The organism is Halomicrococcus gelatinilyticus (assembly GCA_024227995.1).
GTDB lineage: Archaea > Halobacteriota > Halobacteria > Halobacteriales > Haladaptataceae > Halomicrococcus > Halomicrococcus gelatinilyticus.
Genome location: CP100465.1, coordinates 454,830 through 472,562, shown reverse-complemented (window position 1 = coordinate 472,562; position 17,733 = coordinate 454,830). Strand labels below are relative to the sequence as shown.

Annotated in this window: 18 protein-coding genes; 8 read left to right on the top strand and 10 right to left on the bottom strand. The window is 70.4% G+C overall.

Translation table 11 applies throughout. The annotated features are described in order from the left end of the window. The first annotated feature begins 33 nt into the window (after positions 1 to 33). Together NKT36_RS02505 and NKT36_RS02500 are read left to right on the top strand one after the other, a co-directional pair. Entirely contained in the window at positions 34 to 792 is a 759-nt protein-coding gene (locus NKT36_RS02505) for a DUF2797 domain-containing protein (protein WP_327052371.1), read from the top strand. A gap of 23 nt (positions 793 to 815) precedes the next feature. Continuing rightward, positions 816 to 2,225 (top strand): DEAD/DEAH box helicase, encoded by a 1,410-nt coding sequence (locus NKT36_RS02500; RefSeq protein WP_327052370.1) that lies wholly within the window; start codon positions 816 to 818, stop codon positions 2,223 to 2,225. A 43-nt stretch (positions 2,226 to 2,268) separates the two neighbouring features. Here NKT36_RS02500 and NKT36_RS02495 read toward each other — a convergent pair whose 3' ends face one another. Further along, complete coding sequence (locus tag NKT36_RS02495; RefSeq protein WP_327052369.1) at positions 2,269 to 2,661, bottom strand: hypothetical protein; 393 nt, start codon at positions 2,659 to 2,661, stop codon at positions 2,269 to 2,271. Positions 2,662 to 2,755: 94 nt separating this feature from the next. Between NKT36_RS02495 and NKT36_RS02490 the strand changes: the two genes are divergently transcribed. Continuing rightward, positions 2,756 to 4,327 carry a DUF790 family protein gene (locus NKT36_RS02490; RefSeq protein ID WP_327052368.1) on the top strand — a complete coding sequence of 524 codons (1,572 nt, stop codon included), beginning with the start codon at positions 2,756 to 2,758 and terminating at the stop codon, positions 4,325 to 4,327. Positions 4,328 to 4,409: 82 nt separating this feature from the next. Continuing rightward, the gene (locus NKT36_RS02485; protein ID WP_327052367.1) at positions 4,410 to 4,649 is read left to right on the top strand and encodes a hypothetical protein; all 240 of its coding nucleotides are present in this window, start codon (positions 4,410 to 4,412) and stop codon (positions 4,647 to 4,649) included. Here NKT36_RS02485 and NKT36_RS02480 read toward each other — a convergent pair. After that, positions 4,646 to 5,155: a DUF7122 family protein gene (locus NKT36_RS02480; protein ID WP_327052366.1), complete on the bottom strand. Its 510-nt coding sequence runs from the start codon at positions 5,153 to 5,155 to the stop codon at positions 4,646 to 4,648. The genes NKT36_RS02485 and NKT36_RS02480 overlap by 4 nt on opposite strands. Then, positions 5,152 to 6,057 (bottom strand): RsmB/NOP family class I SAM-dependent RNA methyltransferase, encoded by a 906-nt coding sequence (locus NKT36_RS02475; RefSeq protein WP_327052365.1) that lies wholly within the window; start codon positions 6,055 to 6,057, stop codon positions 5,152 to 5,154. The genes NKT36_RS02480 and NKT36_RS02475 overlap by 4 nt, the downstream gene beginning before the upstream one ends. A gap of 101 nt (positions 6,058 to 6,158) precedes the next feature. Between NKT36_RS02475 and NKT36_RS02470 the strand changes: the two genes are divergently transcribed. Together NKT36_RS02470 and NKT36_RS02465 are read left to right on the top strand one after the other, a co-directional pair. Continuing rightward, on the top strand, positions 6,159 to 6,905 hold the full coding sequence (locus tag NKT36_RS02470) for a proteasome assembly chaperone family protein (RefSeq protein WP_327052364.1): 747 nt from the start codon (positions 6,159 to 6,161) through the stop codon (positions 6,903 to 6,905). 48 nt (positions 6,906 to 6,953) lie between these two features. Further along, entirely contained in the window at positions 6,954 to 7,103 is a 150-nt protein-coding gene (locus NKT36_RS02465) for a hypothetical protein (protein WP_327052363.1), read from the top strand. Here NKT36_RS02465 and NKT36_RS02460 read toward each other — a convergent pair whose 3' ends face one another. From NKT36_RS02460 to NKT36_RS02450, 3 genes are read right to left on the bottom strand one after another with little or no spacing between them, the layout of a single operon-like run. After that, on the bottom strand, positions 7,104 to 7,862 hold the full coding sequence (locus NKT36_RS02460) for an ABC transporter ATP-binding protein (RefSeq protein ID WP_407652199.1): 759 nt from the start codon (positions 7,860 to 7,862) through the stop codon (positions 7,104 to 7,106). After that, on the bottom strand, positions 7,850 to 8,698 hold the full coding sequence (locus tag NKT36_RS02455) for an ABC transporter permease (RefSeq protein WP_327052362.1): 849 nt from the start codon (positions 8,696 to 8,698) through the stop codon (positions 7,850 to 7,852). Before NKT36_RS02455 ends, NKT36_RS02460 begins: the two co-directional genes overlap by 13 nt. Beyond that, on the bottom strand, positions 8,695 to 9,753 hold the full coding sequence (locus tag NKT36_RS02450; protein WP_327052361.1) for an ABC transporter substrate-binding protein: 1,059 nt from the start codon (positions 9,751 to 9,753) through the stop codon (positions 8,695 to 8,697). Before NKT36_RS02450 ends, NKT36_RS02455 begins: the two co-directional genes overlap by 4 nt. Before the next feature lie 389 nt (positions 9,754 to 10,142). Here NKT36_RS02450 and NKT36_RS02445 point away from each other — a divergent pair, with 389 nt between their 5' ends. Both NKT36_RS02445 and NKT36_RS02440 read left to right on the top strand, forming a co-directional pair. After that, entirely contained in the window at positions 10,143 to 11,264 is a 1,122-nt protein-coding gene (locus tag NKT36_RS02445; protein ID WP_327052360.1) for a pyridoxal phosphate-dependent aminotransferase, read from the top strand. A 54-nt stretch (positions 11,265 to 11,318) separates the two neighbouring features. Continuing rightward, positions 11,319 to 12,170 carry a UbiA prenyltransferase family protein gene (locus NKT36_RS02440; protein ID WP_327052359.1) on the top strand — a complete coding sequence of 284 codons (852 nt, stop codon included), beginning with the start codon at positions 11,319 to 11,321 and terminating at the stop codon, positions 12,168 to 12,170. Between the two features lie 46 nt (positions 12,171 to 12,216). On the opposite strand, the gene NKT36_RS02435 is transcribed toward NKT36_RS02440, so the two are convergent. From NKT36_RS02435 to NKT36_RS02420, 4 genes are all read right to left on the bottom strand, one after another. Next, positions 12,217 to 13,047, bottom strand: coding sequence for a GNAT family N-acetyltransferase (locus NKT36_RS02435; RefSeq protein WP_327052358.1), 831 nt, complete (start codon positions 13,045 to 13,047; stop codon positions 12,217 to 12,219). Between the two features lie 42 nt (positions 13,048 to 13,089). Continuing rightward, positions 13,090 to 14,841: an archaeosine synthase subunit alpha gene (gene arcS, locus NKT36_RS02430; RefSeq protein ID WP_327052357.1), complete on the bottom strand. Its 1,752-nt coding sequence runs from the start codon at positions 14,839 to 14,841 to the stop codon at positions 13,090 to 13,092. 119 nt (positions 14,842 to 14,960) lie between these two features. Further along, positions 14,961 to 15,959, bottom strand: a complete 999-nt coding sequence (locus tag NKT36_RS02425) for an NAD-dependent epimerase/dehydratase family protein (protein ID WP_407652198.1) — start codon at positions 15,957 to 15,959, stop codon at positions 14,961 to 14,963. Next, positions 15,956 to 17,542: an alkaline phosphatase family protein gene (locus NKT36_RS02420; protein WP_407652197.1), complete on the bottom strand. Its 1,587-nt coding sequence runs from the start codon at positions 17,540 to 17,542 to the stop codon at positions 15,956 to 15,958. The genes NKT36_RS02425 and NKT36_RS02420 overlap by 4 nt, the downstream gene beginning before the upstream one ends. Positions 17,543 to 17,733: the final 191 nt, after the last annotated feature.

Here is a 17,733-nt window from a genome sequence, read left to right as displayed (position 1 = left end):
CGGCTTTTTATCGGCGAGTGCGTAGCCGCCATCGTGCAAATCGTCGGGTACGACACCGGTGCGTCGGACGACTCGTCGCCAGCCCTGCTGCTGAGTGAGAGGGGCGACGTGACGCGGGAACCTCTCGACCCCGGCACCGAACTGGCGTACACGCTCGGCGAGCGCCACTGCGCCGGGACGTTCGACGGCGACGTCCACGTGGGATGTCAGCGGCCGGACGCGCCCTACTGCGACGCCCACACCAGCACCTGGGTCTGCGCGCGCTGTACCGGGACGTGTCTCAAAGACGAGATGGACTGCCACGAGGCGCACGCCATCTACCTCGCGGCGTTCGCGCCGACGACGTTCAAGGTCGGCGTCACCCGCGAGTGGCGGCTGTCGACGCGCCTGCGCGAGCAGGGGGCCGACCGCGCCGCCCACCTCCGGACGGTCGCCGACGGCCGGGTCGCCCGCGAGATAGAGAGCGAACTGGCAGAGCGGTTCCCCGACCGGGTCCGGGTCCCGGAGAAGGTCGCGACCCTCAACCGCGACGTCGACGACGACGCGTGGACCGACGCACTCGCCGAGTTCGACCCACTCGACACGTTCGACTTCGACTACGGCCTCGACCTCGACGCCCGTCCGGTCGCGGAGACGCTGGCGAGCGGGACCGTCGTCGGCACGAGGGGCCGCGTCCTCGTCCTCGAACGCGGCGGCACGACCTACGCGACCGACATGCGCGACCTGGTGGGCCACGAACTCGACGCGGGGACGACCGACAGAAGCCTCCAGGCCAGCCTCGGCACATTTTAGGCCGCGCGCCGTCGATTCTACCTGTGTCCGACGTCACGCTCGACTTCGAAAACGGCACGCTACGGGTCGGGACCGACCGGTCCCTGCCGTACGTCGAGTCGGACCCGCGCTCGAAGACCCACCGCGCTCCCGCGTTCCGGTACGCGCCGCTCGTCGACCACCTCGACGCGGAGGGCGTCCCGTACGTCGACGACGTCCTCGACGCGCCCGACCTCCCCGACCTCGCTTCCGAGTACGAACTCCGCGCGTACCAGGCCGACGCGCTCGCGGCGTGGGAGGCGGGCGGCGGCGAGACGGAACCGACGACGGACGGTGCGACGGCGGACGGCACGACCGCCGACGCGAGTGCCCGCAGGCCGCACTGGGGCGTGCTCGAACTCCCGACCGGGAGCGGGAAGACGGTCGTCGCCGTGAAGGCCATCGAGCGCCTCGGGACGGGGACGCTGGTCGTCGTCCCGACGCTGGACCTGCTCGACCAGTGGCGGCGCGAACTTCGCACGGAGTTCGGCGGACCCATCGGCCAGCTCGGCGGCGGCGAACAGTACGTGGAACCCCTGACGGTGGCGACGTACGACTCGGCGTACCTCCGGGCGGACGACCTCGGCGACCGGTTCGGCTTCGTCGTCTTCGACGAGGTCCACCACCTCGGCGGCGAGGGCTACCGCGAGATAGCGCGCCTGCTCGCTGCGCCGGCGCGGATGGGCCTCACCGCGACCTTCGAGCGCCCGGACGGCGCCCACGAGGTCGTCGCGGACCTCGTCGGTCCGAAGGTGTACGGCGTCGACGCCGACGAGCTCGCCGGCGACCACCTCGCGCCCTACGACGTCAAGCGCCGCACGGTCGAACTCACCGAGGAGGAGCGGCGGCGCTACGAGGCCGAACAGTCCGTGTTCACCGACTACCTCGCGCGGTCGAACATCCAGATGCGCAGCGGCAGCGACTACCAGGAACTCGTCAAGCGCTCCGGGTCCGACCCAAAAGCGCGCGAGGCGCTGCTCGCCAAGCAGCGCGCCCGAGACATCATGATGAACTGCGAGGCGAAGGTGACGGCGCTGGCGGACGTCCTCGACCGCCACCGCGACGACCGCGTCATCGTCTTCACGGCGCACAACGACCTCGTCTATCGCCTCTCCGAGCGGTTCCTCCTCCCCGCGATAACGCACCAGACGTCGACCGCCGAGCGTCGCGAACTGCTGGAGCGATTCCGGACCGGCGAGTACTCCCGCATCGTCACGTCGAACGTCCTCGACGAGGGCGTGGACGTGCCGGACGCGAACGTGGCCGTCCTCCTCTCGGGGAGCGGGAGCGAGCGCGAGTTCACCCAGCGGCTCGGGCGCGTCCTCCGACCCAAGGCGGACGGCGGTCGCGCGCTGCTCTACGAGGTCGTCAGCGAGGAGACGGCAGAAGAGCGGGTCGCGGCGCGACGCCGCTGACGGGGAGCGACGGGGTGGCAGGGACGTTCGGCGTCCGCGCCAGTCAGACCAGATTGAAGTCGATGCCCTTCGTGTCGGCGTTCTCGTAGGTCTCGAAGTCGAGGTCGTACGTGATGGTGACGTCCTTCGACTCGCCGCCGGGGACGGTCACTGTCGTCGACTTCTCGTGGACGGACTCGCCGATCTCCAGGCTCGCTTCGAGCGTCGCGGACGCCTGCTCGTCGCCGTTGTTGGTGATCGTCACTCCGACGACGACGTTCCCATCCTCGTCCTCGTACGGCGGGATGATGTTCGTCGACTCGAGGTTGCCGGACCGCTTGCGGTCGCCGTCTCTGGGTTTCCGATCGGGGCCGCCTTCGATGATGGCGGCACAGCCGCTCGTCGAGGCGACGGCGGCGACGAGACCGATGCGCTGGAGGGCGTCACGTCGGTGCATGCATCCATCCTCCGCGCGGTCCGGAAAGAATCTTCCCCTTCAGTGCGTTTTCCCATTCAGACCGTTTTTGTAACCGACGGACCTACGGGCTGACGTGCTGACGAAGGACCTGCTCCGCGTGTCCCGCGCCGGTGGGGGGTTCCACCCGCAGTTCGCCGGACGGGAACACCGCCCGCTCGCCGCCCGCGTCATCGGCACGTACCAGGGACACGTCGGGCAGTCGCGCGCCGACCTGCAGTCCGCTCTCGACGACCTCGAAGCGGACGCGCCGGACTTCAAGCTCGTCCGGGGGTTCGCCAAGCTCCTCGAACGCGAGGCGACGTTCGAGACGCGGGCGGCCGTCCCGCCGGAACGCGCCCGGCGCATCGCCTTCGAGGCGGCCGAGACCGTCGGCGTCGTCACCGAGGACGAACGCGAGGCCGCGCTCGCCCACGCGGCCGACAGACTGGACGCCGCGCCGGACGACCTCGCGGCGTCGCTGTACGCCGACCTCGACGAACGACAGGTGCTCGCCGCCTTCGAGTCGCGCTGGGACCCCGACGAACTGCTGGCGCAGTACAACCTCTCGCTCGCCCAGACGGCGCTGTTCGACGCGACCGAACTCCGCGTCCGGTCGTCGGACCCCCGGGCCGTCGTCTCGTCGGTCAAGCGACTCCGGTTGATGTACGAGATTCGGAAGACCGACGCGGGGCGCGAGGTGGTGGTGACCGGCCCCGACGCGCTGTTCCGCGCGACGCGGCGCTACGGCACCCGGTTCGCGCGCCTGCTCCGGACCGTCGCGAAGACGGACGAGTGGCGCGTCGTCGCCACCGTCGACGACTACGGCACGGAGCGCGAGCTCCGCCTCACGAACGACGACCCGGTCCGGGTGCCCGGCACGGAACCGCTCGCGACGGTCTCGTTCGACAGCGACGTCGAGGCCGACTTCGCGACCCGGTTCTCGTCGCTCGACCTCGACTGGGACCTCGTCCGCGAGCCCGAACCGCTGGAGGCCGGCGCGCGCGTGATGATTCCCGACTTCGCGTTCGTCTGGTCGCCGGCGAACGACGGGGGCGCGGACGACGAAGCGGACGGAACGGCGAAGACGGACACGAAAGCCGGAGACGCCGACGACCGGTTCCGCGTCTTCTTCGAGATAATGGGCTTCTGGACGCCGGAGTACGTCGAGAAGAAGCTCTCGCAACTCGACGCGACCGACGAGCGGCTGCTGGTCGCCGTCGACGAGAGCCTCGGCGTCGGCGAGGAGATCGCCGCCCGCGACCACCGCGCCATCCCCTACTCGGGGACCATCCGCGTCAAGGACGTCCGCGACGCGTTGCGGCGCTACGAGGACGACCTGGTCGCCGCGAACGCCGCCGCCCTGCCGGACGACCTGTCGCCCGACGCGGACGCCGTGACGCTCGCCGACCTCGCCGCCGCGCACGGCGTGAGCGAGGACGCGCTCGCGGAGAAGTCGTTCCCCGACCACGTCCGCGTCGGCCGGACGCTCGTCCGCCCCGCGCTGCTGGAGACGCTCGCCGACGAGATAGAGGACGGCATGGCGTTCTCTAGCGTGGAGTCGCTGCTGGACGACCACGGCGTCGACGACGCCAGCGCCCTCCTCTCGGAACTCGGTTACGCGGTCGAATGGGAGGGGCTCGGCGGAGGGACGGTCAGGGAACGGTGAGGCCGCGAAGCACTGAACAACCCATACAAGTTGTAATTTCGAGAACAACCGTTATCATTTGTAGCCTCGACTCGAGGGGTGGATGCCCGAGTTCTACGTGCTGCTCGCCGCCGTGGTCGGCTCGCGCGCCGTCGACGACCGCGCCGAGTTCCGGCGGCGACTCGACCGGGCGTGTGAACGTGCGAGTCGCCACGACGAGGTTCACACGCCGTTCGACGTGCTGAAGAGGGTCGAGGGGATCGGTGGCGTCCTCTCTGCGGGGACGTCGATCTGGTCCGTCGTCGTCGGACTGGCCGTGACCGCGGTCGTCGCACCGGTCTAGATGTCTCGCCGTCGCCCCTTCGGGACGAGGCTCTGGAGTTCGCCGCGGAGGAACAGGCCGACGCCGAGGGGTTCGCGGTCGCCCGCGACCTCCTGGGCGGCGACGACGTAGCCCCAGTCGCCGTCCCAGTCGAGGTCCTGGTCCTCGCCGCTCGCGAACGCCCGTGCCTGCTCGCGGTCGAGTTCGACGACGTTCCGGGTCGCGTGCCGCCCGAACCGCTGGACGGCGTTCGTCGTCGGCTTCCAGTGCTCCTGGCGCGTCCGCAGGAACGTCATCCCGAGCGCCTCGATGCGGAGCGGGGACTCGACCTCGCCGCGGAGGACCCATATCTTGCCCTTGCCCTTCTCCCAGAAGCTGAAGCCGTCGAACGTCTCGCGCGGGACGCCGAACCGGTCGACCCACCAGTCGACGACCTCCTCGCGGGTGGCGCGCCCCTCGACTTCTCGTTCGTCGGCGGTCGCTGGCAGGCGGTCGAACCGCTGGCCGTCGTTCGTGGCGTCCGTCATCGTCCCACCTCCAGTTTCGCGCAGAAGAACCCGCCGGTGTCGTTGTGGTGGGGGTAGAACCGCTTGGCCTTCCGCACGCTCGGATCGAACGTCTCGCCCTGCCACTCGGTGACGCCTTCGACGTGGTCCAGGCCGACGTCGAAGTCGACGAGGCGACAGTCCGTCTCTTCGAGGGCGTGGTCGACGACCGCCTCGTTCTCCTCGGGGGCGAACGTGCACGTCGCGTAGACGACCTCACCGCCGTCGCGCGTGGCCTGGATGGCCCGCTGGAGGATGCCCTTCTGGACGCCGGCGATGCTCTCGACGTGGCCGGTGGACCAGTCGTCGACGGCGGTCGGGTTCTTCCGGATGGTGCCCTCACAGGAGCACGGCGCGTCGACCAGGGCGGCGTCGAACGCGTCGAAGCCGAACTCGCCGAACGAGAAGTTGCGCGCGTCCTGGTTCGTGACGGCCGCGGCCGTCACGCCGAGGCGCTCGGTGTTGAACCGGAGCGCGGAGAGTCGGCCGAGGTTGTTGTCGTTGGCGACGACCAGTCCCTCGTCGTCCATCCGCGCGGCGAGTTGCGTCGTCTTGCTCCCCGGCGCGGCGCAGGCGTCGAACACGCGGTCGCCGGGGTCGGGGTCGAGCGCCACCGGCGGGATGGCGGAGACCTCCTCCTGGCCGTGCGTCCAGCCGTGGAACGACGGCCACGTCGTCCCGGGGCTGGCGTCTATCTCGAGGACGTTCTCGTTCCACTCGCGGGGCGTCCAGTCGACGCCCGCCTCGTCGAACGCCCGCCGTGCCCGTTCCGGCGTCGCCTTGATCGTGTTGACCCTGACGACGGACGGGAGCGGGCGCTCGCAGGTCTCGCGGAACGCCTCGAAGTCGTCGATTATCGGCTCGTACCGCTCCAGTACGTCCATTACCCGGACCTGTGGTCGAGAGGCGCTTGTGGGTTTCGGAACGGAGACTCCCCTCGCTTCCCCCACCGACTTTAAGACTTAACCGTCCGAACCTTCCGGGTATGAGTGCCATCAACGTCGTCGCGGAGGACGTGCAGCTGGACGCGCCGACCGTCGTCGAGGGGCTTCCCGGTCTGGGCCTGGTCGGGAAGATCGCGACCGACCATCTCGTCGACACCTTTGACATGACCTACTACGCCGGGTTCGACTGCGAGGGACTCCCCCGAATCTCGGTCTACTCGGGCGACGACAGGACGCTGCGGCCGCCCGTCCGCCTGTACGCCGACGAGCAGCGCGACCTCGTGGCGCTGGTCAGCGACGTGCCGGTCTCGGCGGAGGCCGCACCCCAGTTCGCCAGCTGCACCGTGCAGTGGATGCAGGACAACGACGCCACGCCGCTGTTCCTCAGCGGCCTGCCCCACCAGAAGGAGGCCGACCAGGTGCCCGAACTCTACGGCGTCGCCACGGGCGAGGGCGGCGACCTGCTCGACGACCAAGACGTCGGCGTGCCGCCGGAGGCGGGCGCCATCGGCGGTCCGACGGGCGCGCTCCTCAACCGCGCAGCGCGGGACGACCTCGACGCCGTCGGGCTCATCGTCCAGAGCGACCCCCAGTTCCCCGACCCCGAGGCAGCGCGGGCGCTCATCAAGAACGGCATCGCGCCCGTCGGTGGGTTCGACGTCGACACCGACGAACTCGTCGAGCGCGCCGAGGAGATCCGCGAGCAGAAGGAGCGTCTCGCCCAGCGGATGCAGCAGGTCGAGACCAAGGAGAGCTCGCAGGCCCAGCCGCTCCGGATGTACCAGTAACGACCGCGAGCCGGCGGACTTTTCCCCGCGAACCGTCTTCGCCGATACATGACCGACGCCGACGACGCGATACGGCAGTTCCTCCGCGACGCTGACACCGTCTACGACGAGTACGACCAGGGGTACGTCGACGCCGACGCAGCGCTCGACGTGCTGGAGACGCACATCGAACAGCTCCGGGCGGCCGTCGAGGAGTAGCTACTCGCCGATGAGGGCCCGGACGCGCTCGACGTAATCCGCGAACGCCGGGTCGGTGCGGGTTCGCGGGCGCGACAGGTCGACGTCGACCACCTCGCGGACCCGTCCGGGGTCCGCCGCCATGACGACGACGCGGTCGGCGAGCGTCACCGCCTCGGAGACGTCGTGGGTGACGAAGAGGACGGTCTTCTCCGTCGTCGCCCAGATGTCGAGGAGTTCCTGGTGGAGCATGTCCCGCGTCTGGGCGTCCACGCTCCCGAACGGCTCGTCCATGAGCAGTATCTCGGGGTCGACCGCGAGCGCGCGGGCGATGCCGACCCGCTGTTTCATGCCGCCCGAGAGCGACTTCGGGTAGGCGTCCGCGAACTCGGCGAGCCCGACGAGGTCGAGCATCTCCTCGACGCGACGACCGCGGTGTGCCGTTGGCACGTCCTGCTGTTCGAGGCCGAACGCGACGTTCCCGGCGACGGACCGCCAGGGGAACAGGCCGTACCCCTGGAAGACCATCCCGCGGTCCGTCCCCGGACCCGTGACGGGGTCGCCGTCGAGGCGCACGCTCCCCTCGGTGGGCGTCTCCAGGCCCGCGATGGTCCGGAACAGGGTCGTCTTCCCGCAGCCCGACGGGCCGACGACGCAGACGAACTCGCCGTCCTGCACCGAGAAGGAGACGTCGTCGAGCGCCCGGACGGCGTCGCCGCGTTCCCCGTCGAACCGCTTGCCGACGCCGTCGACGGCGACCTTCGGCGTCACGTCCGCCACGCGAGGACCCTCCCTTCGACGCGGCGGAACAGGCCGTCGCTCACGAGGAAGACGGCGCTGATGACGAGCATGTACGCCACGCTCACCGCCATCTCCAGGTTCTGCGCGGCGACGATGATCTGATAGCCGACGCCCGGCGCGCCGAACAGCTCCGCGGCGACGACGATCATCCAGCACTGGCCGATGCTCGTCCGCACGCCGGTCGCTATCTCGGGCGTCGCGCTCGGCAGGACGACCCTGCGGATCATCTCGCGGTCGTCGTCCACGCCGAGGCTGGCCGCGACCTCCTTCAGGTCCGCCGGGACGCCTCCGACGCCGCTGTATGCGTTGTAGAAGTTGATCCAGAACGCGCCGATGCCGACGATGAAGGCGGCCCCAGCGTGGCCGATGCCGATCCAGACGATGGCGAACGCGATCCACGCCAGCGGCGGGATGGGCCGCAGCACGCGCGTGACCGGCGTCAGCGCGTCGTCGAGTCGGTCGTTCCAGCCCATGGCGACGCCGAGTCCGACGCCGAGGACGGTCCCGGCGACGAGCCCGGGGACGTAGTGCTGGAGGCTCTGGAGGAGCTTGACGACCAGCCGGGACAGTTCGACGTCCGCGCCGACGAGCGGGACGGTGTACACCGCACTCGCGGCGAGTTCGGCGGCGAACGCCGCCGCCACCTCGACCGGCGAGGGCAGGAGGTACGGCGGCTGGAACAGCGCGGCGACCCACCACGCGGCGACGAAGCCGGCGGTGCCCGCGACGCCGCGGAGCGACCGGACAGTCCCCAACGCCGACGCGCGCCCCACCGCGTCCGACGGCGTCGCGCCTGACCGGGTGTCCGTGCTCATGCTGTGACGTCCTCGTACAGCGAGAAGTCGAACAACTGCTCTACCGACAGACGCTGGTCGGTCTTCCCCAGTCGGGCGGCGTACTCGCTGAATATCTTCGCCCCGCTCTCGACGTCGTAGGGGTCCGAGACGAAGTCGGCGGCGGGCGAGTCCATCGCCTTCCGCGCCGTCTCGACGGACAGCGCCTCCTCGCCGATGACCCTGCTCGCGTGTTTCGCCGCCGCGTCGGGGTTGGCGTTCACGAACTCCGTCGCGCGGACGTGCTGCTCGACGAAGGCCGTCGCCACTTCTCGGTTCTTCTCTCGCAGGCGGTCGTGGACGAGCGTCACCGCGGCGGGCTGGCCGGGCATGAAGTCGCCCGCCCACGCGACGCGCTCGTAGGACGCGCCCTTCTGCTCGACGGTGGTCGGGACGGGCTCCATGATGCTCGTCCCGTCGACCTCGCCGGCGAGCAGGGCCTGCCGGACCGGCCCCGCGCCGCCCATCGCGACGACGTCGACGGCCTTCGCCGGGTCGAGACCGAGTTCGCTCTCCAGCCAGTAGCGCAGCAGGATGTCCGGGACGCTCCCCGGCGGGAACGTGCCGAATCTGAACTTGCGGCCCTTCCGTTTCTCGAACTTCGCGAACGCGTCCGCGCCGTGTTCCTCGAAGAGCCCCGCGAACTCCTTCGTCCCCATGACCGTCATGGCGTTCTTGATGTTCGCCGCCGCGATCTTCGCCGGGATGCCCTTGTCGAGGACGATCATCGCGGGGACGATGCCGAACAGTGCGACGTCGAAGTCGCCGCTGGCGTACGCCTGGACGATGCTCGGTCCGTCGGAGAACGGTTCCGCCGTCACGTCGACGGGGAGGTCGTCGTAGTACCCCTCCTCCTGCATCACGAAGTGCTGCATGTCGGGGTAGATCGGCATGTACGCGACGGAGATCTCGCTCGGTCTGCCGGCCGTCCCGCCGAGACAGCCCGCGAAGCCGGTGAGGGTCGCCGCGCCGCCGAGACCCTGGAGGAACCGTCGTCTTCCTGTCGCGGACTGCGTGGTCGAACGTGCGTCTCTCATCGTCTCACTCCACGTATCGCGGACGTATGTGTGGCGAGTCCGCGGTGTCTCTGGCCGTGGCTCCGGTGCTCCGCGGAACGCCGGCCCGCCGCCACGAGCGACCGTCTCCCTCCGGTTTCCCGCTTCGAGACGCCGCGGGCGCGTCACAGGTAGGCGCAAAGCCTGCCGCGAAGCGTGCGCGAACGTCGCATCCAGGTCCAGGGCATCGGTCGGAGCCGGCCGTCCGGAGCGAAGGCAGTCCCTTCGGAGACGAAGGCTCGACCTGTTGGACGTTCGCCACCTCGGCGGGCGTGCCGGGGCCGGTGACGGCGCAGCGCCGCGCCGGGAGCACCGGTCAGGCACGCCAGCACATATCAAGAGTTATCGCCCCGCCGGACGCAGGGACGACCATGTCGGAGTTCTCCAATCGTGTCGAGCAGGTGTCGATCAGCGGTATCCGTGAGGTCTTCGAGGCGGCCGGCGAGGACGCCATCAACCTCGGCATCGGCCAGCCTGACTTCCCGACGCCGGACCACGCGAAGCAGGCAGCCATCGAGGCCATCGAGTCGGGCGCGGCGGACGCCTACACGTCCAACAAGGGCATCCGGAAGCTGCGGGAGGCCATCAGCGACAAGCACGAGCGCGACAACGGCGTTTCGGTGCCGCCCGAGAACGTCATCGCCACCGCAGGCGGCAGCGAGGCGCTCCACCTCGCGATGGAGGCCCACGTCGACCCCGGCCAGGAGGTCGTCTTCCCCGACCCCGGCTTCGTCTCCTACGACGCGCTGACCCGCGTCGCCGGCGGGACGCCAAAGCCAGTTCCGCTGCGCGACGACCTCACGCTGGACCCCGAGACGGTGGAGGACGCCCTCACCGACGACACCGCCGCGTTCGTCGTCAACAGCCCCTCGAACCCGACCGGGGCGGTCCAGAGCGAGGCGGACATGCGGGAGTTCGCCCGCATCGCCGACGAACACGACGTGCTCTGCATCAGCGACGAGGTGTACGAGCACATCGTCTTCGACGGCGAGCACCACTCGCCGATGGAGTACGCCGAGACGGACAACGTGGTCGTCGTCAACGCCTGCTCGAAGACGTACTCGATGACCGGCTGGCGACTCGGCTGGGTCGCGGCGAGCGAGCGCCGCATCGAGCGGATGCTGCGCGTCCACCAGTACGTCCAGGCCTGCGCCAGCGCACCCGCCCAGTACGCCGCCTACGGCGCGCTCACTGGACCGCAGGACGCCGTCGACGAGATGGTCGCCGCGTTCGAGAAGCGCCGCGACGTCCTCCTCGACGGCCTCGACGACGCCGGCCTGGAGACGCCGCGACCCGAGGGTGCCTTCTACGCGATGCCGAAGGTGCCCGAGGGCTGGGTCGACGAGGTGCTCGACCGCGACGTCGTCGTCGTCCCCGGCGAGGCCTTCGGCGAGCACGGCGCGGGCTACGCGCGCATCTCCTACGCCACCGGCATCGAGGACATCAAGGAAGCGCTCGAAGTGATGGCCGAGGCCACCCGCGCGGTCCGCTGAACCCCCTCCCGTCGGCACGGAACTTTATCTTCGAGGCGACCGTGGGGTGTTGCTATGCCCGTCTCCCGGCGAGCGAGCGGTCCGTCGGCCGCCGTCAGGGCCCTCGCCTCGCAGGTCCACCCGGTCTTCATGTTACCGCCGGTCGCCTGCTCGTGGTTCGGCGCCTTCCTCGCCGGAGCGGTGTCGTTCCCCGTCGGCGCGCTCCACGCCACCGCCATCTTCGCCGCCGTCTACGTCGCACACGTCAAGGACGGGTACGTCGACTTCTACGTCCGCGGCGAGGACGACGACCACCCGCTGACGCGCACGGGGTGTCTCGTCGGCCTGGGCGGGGCGACGGCGCTGTTCTGCGTCTGTCTCGTCGGTCTCTGGCTGCTCGCGAGTCCCGGCGCGGTCGCGGTGACGCTGCCGACCTGGTTCGTCGGCTACCTGCACGCGCCACAGATGGACACGAACCCCGTCACCGCGACGACCGGCTACCCCCTCGGCATCGGACTGTCCATCCTCGGCGGGTACTACGCCCAGGCCGGCGCGGTCGCGCCCGTCGCCGTCGCGTTCGCCGTCGTCTTCGTGGTGCTGCTCTCGGGCGTGAAGGTCATCGACGACGCCCAGGACTTCGAGTACGACCGGTCCATCGAGAAGCGAACGGTCGCCGTCGTTCTCGGCCGGGCGCGAGCGCGGGCGACGGCCTACACGCTCATGGCCGTCGCGCTCCTCGCGGTCGTCTCGCTGGCCGCCGTCGCCGTGTTCCCGCCGAGCAGCGTGCTCGCCGTGGTCGGGTTCGCTGCCGTCGCGGTGGTCGCCCGCCGCGCCGACCCGGAACTCGCGACGATGCTGCTCGTGCGCGGGTCGTACGTGTTCCTCGCGCTGCTGCTCGCGGCGGTGTGGTTCCGGCCGCTCTCCTGAGCGACGGCCGTGCGCTCTCGCCGTCGAGGGGTCCCGGGCGTCTCGTCTACAGCTCCCGCGCCATCATCGTCTCGTCGACGAGTTCGTCGTCGACGAGGTAGTGGTCCTCGCGGACCGCCTCCGTCTCCCACCCGTGCTCGTCCAGCAGTTCGATGGCCGTCTCGTTGGTCGCCGGCAGGCTCTGGTACACCTTGCTGTACCCGGTGTCGCTCGCCCGGTCCATGGCGCGGTCGAGCAGGCGCCCGCCGATGCCGTGTTCGCGGTACGGTTCGCGCACGCCGACCGTCAGCTCCGCCGTGTGCCGGAGTTCGTCCAGTTCCGGCGACTCGACGTGGACCCAGCCGACGATCTCGCCTTCGTTCTCGGCGTCCGCGCCGCTCTCACCGGTCGCGTCGCCGACCAGTTCGGCCACGTAGAACATCCGCGACCGGCGCTCGTTGTGCCGCAACAGCGCCCCCTCGTCGTCGATGGCAGCCGCGACGGATTTCGCGGCGATGGACGTCCCCTCCGAGGCGATCTCCCGAATCGCCGTCTCGACGCCCCGGCGGTCGGACTCCCGGGCGGGCCGGATGCGGTAGGTCAGGTCGCCCTCGGTGTACTCCTCGGCCCCCTCGTCCATCGCAAGGTGGAGCTCCCCCTCCTTCTCGACGAGGTGGCCGGCGTCGACCAGCGCGGACAGGTGGTCGCGGAACTCCTCCGGGCGGAGTCGCACCTGGGGTTCGGTCGTCCCGGAGCGCGCGGGCTTCGCTCCCGTGGACTCGGACACCCGGACCTCGTCGCGGACCTGCTCCACGGTCGTCGCCCCGGTGCGTTCGACGTGGCGGTAGATGCGTCGCTGCACGTCGTGGTCGAACTCGATGTCTGCTGGGACTCCCATGCCCCCCGTCCGACGGCGACCCTGTTAGCTCTTTTCGCTCCCCTACTTCTCCTCGACGTGTCGGACCTCCACGGCGATGCCGCGGGTGGACTCCGCCATCTCGGGACCGGACATCGCGGCGCGGCCGACGGCGAACGCCGCCGGTCCCTCGACGACCACCTCGTCGCCGACGCGCACGTCGTCGTCGGCGTCGACGACGCCCGGCGCGAGCACGCTGCCGTGGGGCGCGAAGTCGTCGATCGCGACGCGCTTCGTGGGCGCGTCGCTGTCGACCCAGCGGCGCGCGCCCGCCAGGGTGAAGGAGAGGACGCCGTACTGTGGCACCATCGCCGCGAGCTGCTCGCCGTCGGCGTCGTGGACGCGGAGTTTCGGGTAGCGGCTCTGGATGCTGACGTCCTCGAACAGGGCGTCGCCCGCGCCGTCGCCGAACTGGTAGTCCGCGATGGCCCGGACCGTGTTGTGCTGGCGCTCGCGCTTGCCGTACTTCAGTTCGCCCTGGAGCGCCGCGGCGAGGTTGCCGAGCGACTCGGTCGTCGTCGGGTGGTCCTCGACGGTGTACTCGAACGTCATCCCGAGCGCCGATTCGACGCGCTCGCAGACGTCGCGGTACCCCTCGTCGGGGACGTGCGCGACGACCTTCGGGTACTCGTTGCGTTCGAGGTAGCGCTGCAGCACGTCGGCGACGAACGCCTTCTCGTCCTCGCTCCAGCGTCCGGTGACCACCGAGTCGTAGTGCTGGGCGGGGTAGGTGAGTTCGAGCTCCTGGGGCACGACGCCGATGGGGCTGGTCATCGACACCTTGTGGCCGCGGAACTGGACGGCGTCGTGGTACTGGCCGTGGCTCTGGGACTCGGTGTAGGGCTTCTTCGCCGAGCAGGGCACCAGCACGAGCGGGTTCGAGAAGCGGTTCCGGTAGCGGCTCGTCACGCGGTCGGCGAACCGCTGTATCTCGACCCGGCGGAGGGCGTCCTCGGTCGCCGCCGACAGTTCGACGTCGCGGACGACCGGCGTGTGCTGTTCGAGGTACTCCCACTGCTGGTCGAACTCGCGGAAGGCGGCGGTGAGCCACTGGTCGTGGCGGGCCTGCCCCTCGACGTAGTCGCGCAGGCGGCCCGCGCGGACGCGCTCGCGGACGACGCGCAGTTCCGCGCGCAGGGCGTTGACGTTGTGGTCGACGCAGTCCTCCTGGGAGAACGTCTCGGCCGACTGCTGGCAGGCGGGACACGAGCAGGGGAGTTCGGAGAGGTCTTCCAGGTAGTGGCGGCCCTCGGTCGTGAAGTACCGCCCCTGCGTGCCGGCGACGACCGCCGCGTCGGCGTCGACGAGGTCGACGCCCGCGTAGACGAGCGTGGCGACGTTCCGCGGCGTGGCGACGCCGGGGAGGTACAGCGCGCTGTCGGCCGGAACCTTCGAGCGGGTCTCGACGACGGCCTCGCGGAAGGCCGAGCCGTGGCCGACGAACCCCTGCGCGCCCGAGAGCACGTAGGCGTCGGCGCCGTAGTCCGCGGCCGTCTCCGGCGCGACGACGACGGCGTTCGGGTAGTCGACCTGGGGGTAGTCGACGGCGAACGACTCCATCACCTCGTCCGCGGTCCCGCTCGGGAACGCCCGGTGCGGGAGGACGGTCAGCTCGGACCCGTCGCCCTCGGGGAGGTCGCGCTCGGCGGACCAGAGGCTCCCGGCGTCCGCGAGGACGTCGTCCACCAGCGCCGGCGTCGTCAGCGACTCGTCGAGGCGCAGCTCGGCGACCCGCGCGGGGCCGTCGCGCTGGTGAACCTCGAAGTACTCGGTCATGGCTCCCTCTCGGTGGGGGAGTGCCAACTATCTTGCGAGACGGCGCGACCGCGGGGGCTGCGGCGCCTGCGCGCTCGCCCGTCCGACGCCCTCGGTCCGTCGTCGCCCGCCCGATGCCTTCAGTCGGTCGACGCCCGCCCGCCCGGGTCGGGCGTCCCCCCTGCCCGTTCGCGGTGGAGCGCGGCGAGGCCGTCCTCCAGGGGGACGGTCGGTTCGAAGCCGAGTCGGTCGCGCGCCTTCGAGACGTCGGCCCGGCTGTGGTCGATGTCGCCCGGACGTGGGTCGGTGTGGACGACGTCGGAGTCGCTGTCGGTCGCCCGCCGGACCGTCTCGGCGAGTTCGCGGATGGTCACGCTCTCGCCCGTGCCGACGTTGAACGCCTCGCCCACGTGGTCGGTCTCGGCGGCGAGCAGGTTCGCCCGGACGACGTCGTCGACGTGGACGAAGTCCCGGGTCTGGCTGCCGTCGCCCTCGACCGTGATGGGGTCGCCGGCGGCCGCCTGGTCGAGGAAGACGGAGACGACGGCGCCGTACTCGGGGTTCTGGCGCGGCCCGTAGATGTTGAAGTAGCGGAGCGACACCGTCTCCAGGCCGTAGAGGTCGTTGAACCGCAGGGCGTACTGGTCGGCGGACAGTTTGGCCACGCCGTACGGCGACGTCGGCGCCTTCGGTTCGTCCTCGGTCACCGGGACGGACTCGGGGTGGCCGTAGACCGCCGCGCTGGACGCCAGGACGACGCGGGCGTCCTCGCGGCGGGCGGCGTCGAGCACGTGGAGCGTCCCCCTGGCCGTGACCGCGTCGCTCTTCAGCGGCATCTCGACCGACTCCGCGACGCTGACCAGCGCCGCCTCGTGGAAGACGACGTCGACGTCGGCTGCCGCCTCGCGAACCGTCTCGGGGTCGCGGACGTCGCCCTGGACGACGGTCGCCCCGGGCGGAACGTTGCCCGCGCACCCTGACGAACAGTCGTCGAGGACGCGCACCTCGTTGTCGGCGACGAGCGCCTCACAGAGGTGGCTGCCGACGAACCCCGCACCGCCGGTGACGAGGACGGTCGCGTCCGTCGGTCCGGGCTGCAAAGTGCCATCGCGTCCGGGGTGGCCGTCGCTCCCCGTCATTCCATGTACCCGAGGCCGCGGAGGCGGTCCTCGACGTCGTCGAAGTCCGCGTCGACGTCGTCCGCGGCAGTCTGGCCGTACTCGCGCTGGGACACCGCGCCGCGGCCGGCCATCGACTGCGGCTGGAATATCTCCTTCAGGACGCGCCCGTCGGCGTTTGCCGGCACCGGTTCGTCGAGCGCGTGCAGGACGGTCGGCGCAACGTCGGCGACGCTGGCGTCCGTCGTCGAGGCGCCGCCCTCGACGCTCGGTCCCCAGGCGAGGAAGATGCCCTCGGGGTAGTGGCTGGCGACCTTGCTCCCGCTGTCGGTGAACACCGAGCGGGTGAGCTTCGTCCCGGGTTCGTACTCGTCGATGCCGCGGACGACGAGGTCCGGGGAGTAGCCGTCGGTCGGGAACACCTCGTCGCCGTCGACCACCCGGAGCGCGCGGTCGCCCGTCTCGGGGTCGGTCGCCTCCTCGAAGACCGACCGGACGTCGGCCTTGACCTCCGCCAGGTCGTCCGGGTCGACCACGCCGGGGTCGAACCGCGTGGTGTCGTTGACGTAGACGTTGCCGGAGCCGTGGACGAAGGCGACGGTCTCCTCGAAGTCGACGTCGTAGAGGCTGTGGTCGCCGGGCACCTGCGAGGCGACGGTGTCGACCAGCGACCGCGGGAGGCGTTCGACCAGCACGTCCTCGGTCACGCCGAAGCTGTCCAGGGTGTCCTGGATGGTCGACTTCGTCACGCCCAGTCGCGCTAGCGCGCCGCGCGTTCCGTCGCTACCCTTGCGGGTCAGAAAGCCCTCGCGCTCCAGCAGCGTGTTCACCGAGACGATGGTGGAGATGGAGCCGAACCCGTGGTCGGAGACGGTGAACAGGACGGCGTCGCGCTCGGCGACGTACTCCATGACCTCGCCGAGGACGTCGTCCAGTTCGCGGTAGTGGTCGAGCAGCGCCGACTCCTCCCAGATCAGGTGCTGGAGGCGGTCGGGCGCGGTGTAGACGAAGAAGAAGAGCCGCCACTCCTCCCGGTCCATCAGGAGGCGCATCAGCTGTCGACGGGCGGACAGCAGCGACGACAGTTCCTCGCGGAACTCCTCGGGGCTGTCGCGGTACTCGTCCCACGCGAGGCCGACCCGGTAGTCCGGGATGGACTCCTGTATCTCGTCGGCGAGTTCGGACGGCTGCGTGAACCGCTCGTCCATCTCCGGCGTCATCATCCCGGAGACGAGCGTGCCGTCGATGTCGTCGGCGGGATACGTCATCGGGACGTTGCCCACCACCGACGGCGAGAGCACGTCCCAGAGCTCCGGCTGGCGGACGTCGGCGCTCGTGTTCATCCGGTGCGTGTAGTTCGATTCCAGCTGCTGGAAGCCGTAGACGCCGTGCTTGTCCGGCCACACCCCCGTCGCGATGGTGGGCCAGGCCAGCGGCGTCGACGCCGGCGTCGTGCTGGAGAGCGACCCGGTCGCCCCTTCGTCGAACATCCGTTCGAAGTTCGGTAGCTCTCCCCCGCGTACCCAGCGCTCGAGCAGGTCCCACGGGACGCCGTCGAGTCCGAGGACGAACGCCCGTTCGGGACTTGTAGTGTCCATCGACATAGTTGCAGGATTGCCTGTTCCGGTCCACCACCGCAGCCGGTTTTGTTATGGGCCGATTGCATCTCGTTTGGCCGTCCCTTCTCGCAGCCGTCGGGAGGACGTAACGGCGATTCGTCGCGGCCGACCGCCGGTTCGGTGGCGAACGAGGGGCCGCTCCGTGCCGTCCGGTCGCGCGTTCAGGCGGTGGTTAC

Excerpts from the sequence above, each read along its gene's own strand:
- NKT36_RS02455 (WP_327052362.1), bottom strand. The coding sequence starts at position 8,698 with ATGAGCACGGACACCCGGTCAGGCGCGACGCCGTCGGACGCGGTGGGG.
- NKT36_RS02425 (WP_407652198.1), bottom strand. The coding sequence starts at position 15,959 with ATGACGGGGAGCGACGGCCACCCCGGACGCGATGGCACTTTGCAGCCC.
- NKT36_RS02480 (WP_327052366.1), bottom strand. The coding sequence starts at position 5,155 with ATGACGGACGCCACGAACGACGGCCAGCGGTTCGACCGCCTGCCAGCG.
- NKT36_RS02445 (WP_327052360.1), top strand. The coding sequence starts at position 10,143 with ATGTCGGAGTTCTCCAATCGTGTCGAGCAGGTGTCGATCAGCGGTATC.
- NKT36_RS02440 (WP_327052359.1), top strand. The coding sequence starts at position 11,319 with ATGCCCGTCTCCCGGCGAGCGAGCGGTCCGTCGGCCGCCGTCAGGGCC.
- NKT36_RS02465 (WP_327052363.1), top strand. The coding sequence starts at position 6,954 with ATGACCGACGCCGACGACGCGATACGGCAGTTCCTCCGCGACGCTGAC.
- NKT36_RS02495 (WP_327052369.1), bottom strand. The coding sequence starts at position 2,661 with ATGCACCGACGTGACGCCCTCCAGCGCATCGGTCTCGTCGCCGCCGTC.
- NKT36_RS02475 (WP_327052365.1), bottom strand. The coding sequence starts at position 6,057 with ATGGACGTACTGGAGCGGTACGAGCCGATAATCGACGACTTCGAGGCG.
- NKT36_RS02470 (WP_327052364.1), top strand. The coding sequence starts at position 6,159 with ATGAGTGCCATCAACGTCGTCGCGGAGGACGTGCAGCTGGACGCGCCG.
- NKT36_RS02450 (WP_327052361.1), bottom strand. The coding sequence starts at position 9,753 with ATGAGAGACGCACGTTCGACCACGCAGTCCGCGACAGGAAGACGACGG.
- NKT36_RS02420 (WP_407652197.1), bottom strand. The coding sequence starts at position 17,542 with ATGTCGATGGACACTACAAGTCCCGAACGGGCGTTCGTCCTCGGACTC.
- arcS (WP_327052357.1), bottom strand. The coding sequence starts at position 14,841 with ATGACCGAGTACTTCGAGGTTCACCAGCGCGACGGCCCCGCGCGGGTC.
- NKT36_RS02435 (WP_327052358.1), bottom strand. The coding sequence starts at position 13,047 with ATGGGAGTCCCAGCAGACATCGAGTTCGACCACGACGTGCAGCGACGC.
- NKT36_RS02485 (WP_327052367.1), top strand. The coding sequence starts at position 4,410 with ATGCCCGAGTTCTACGTGCTGCTCGCCGCCGTGGTCGGCTCGCGCGCC.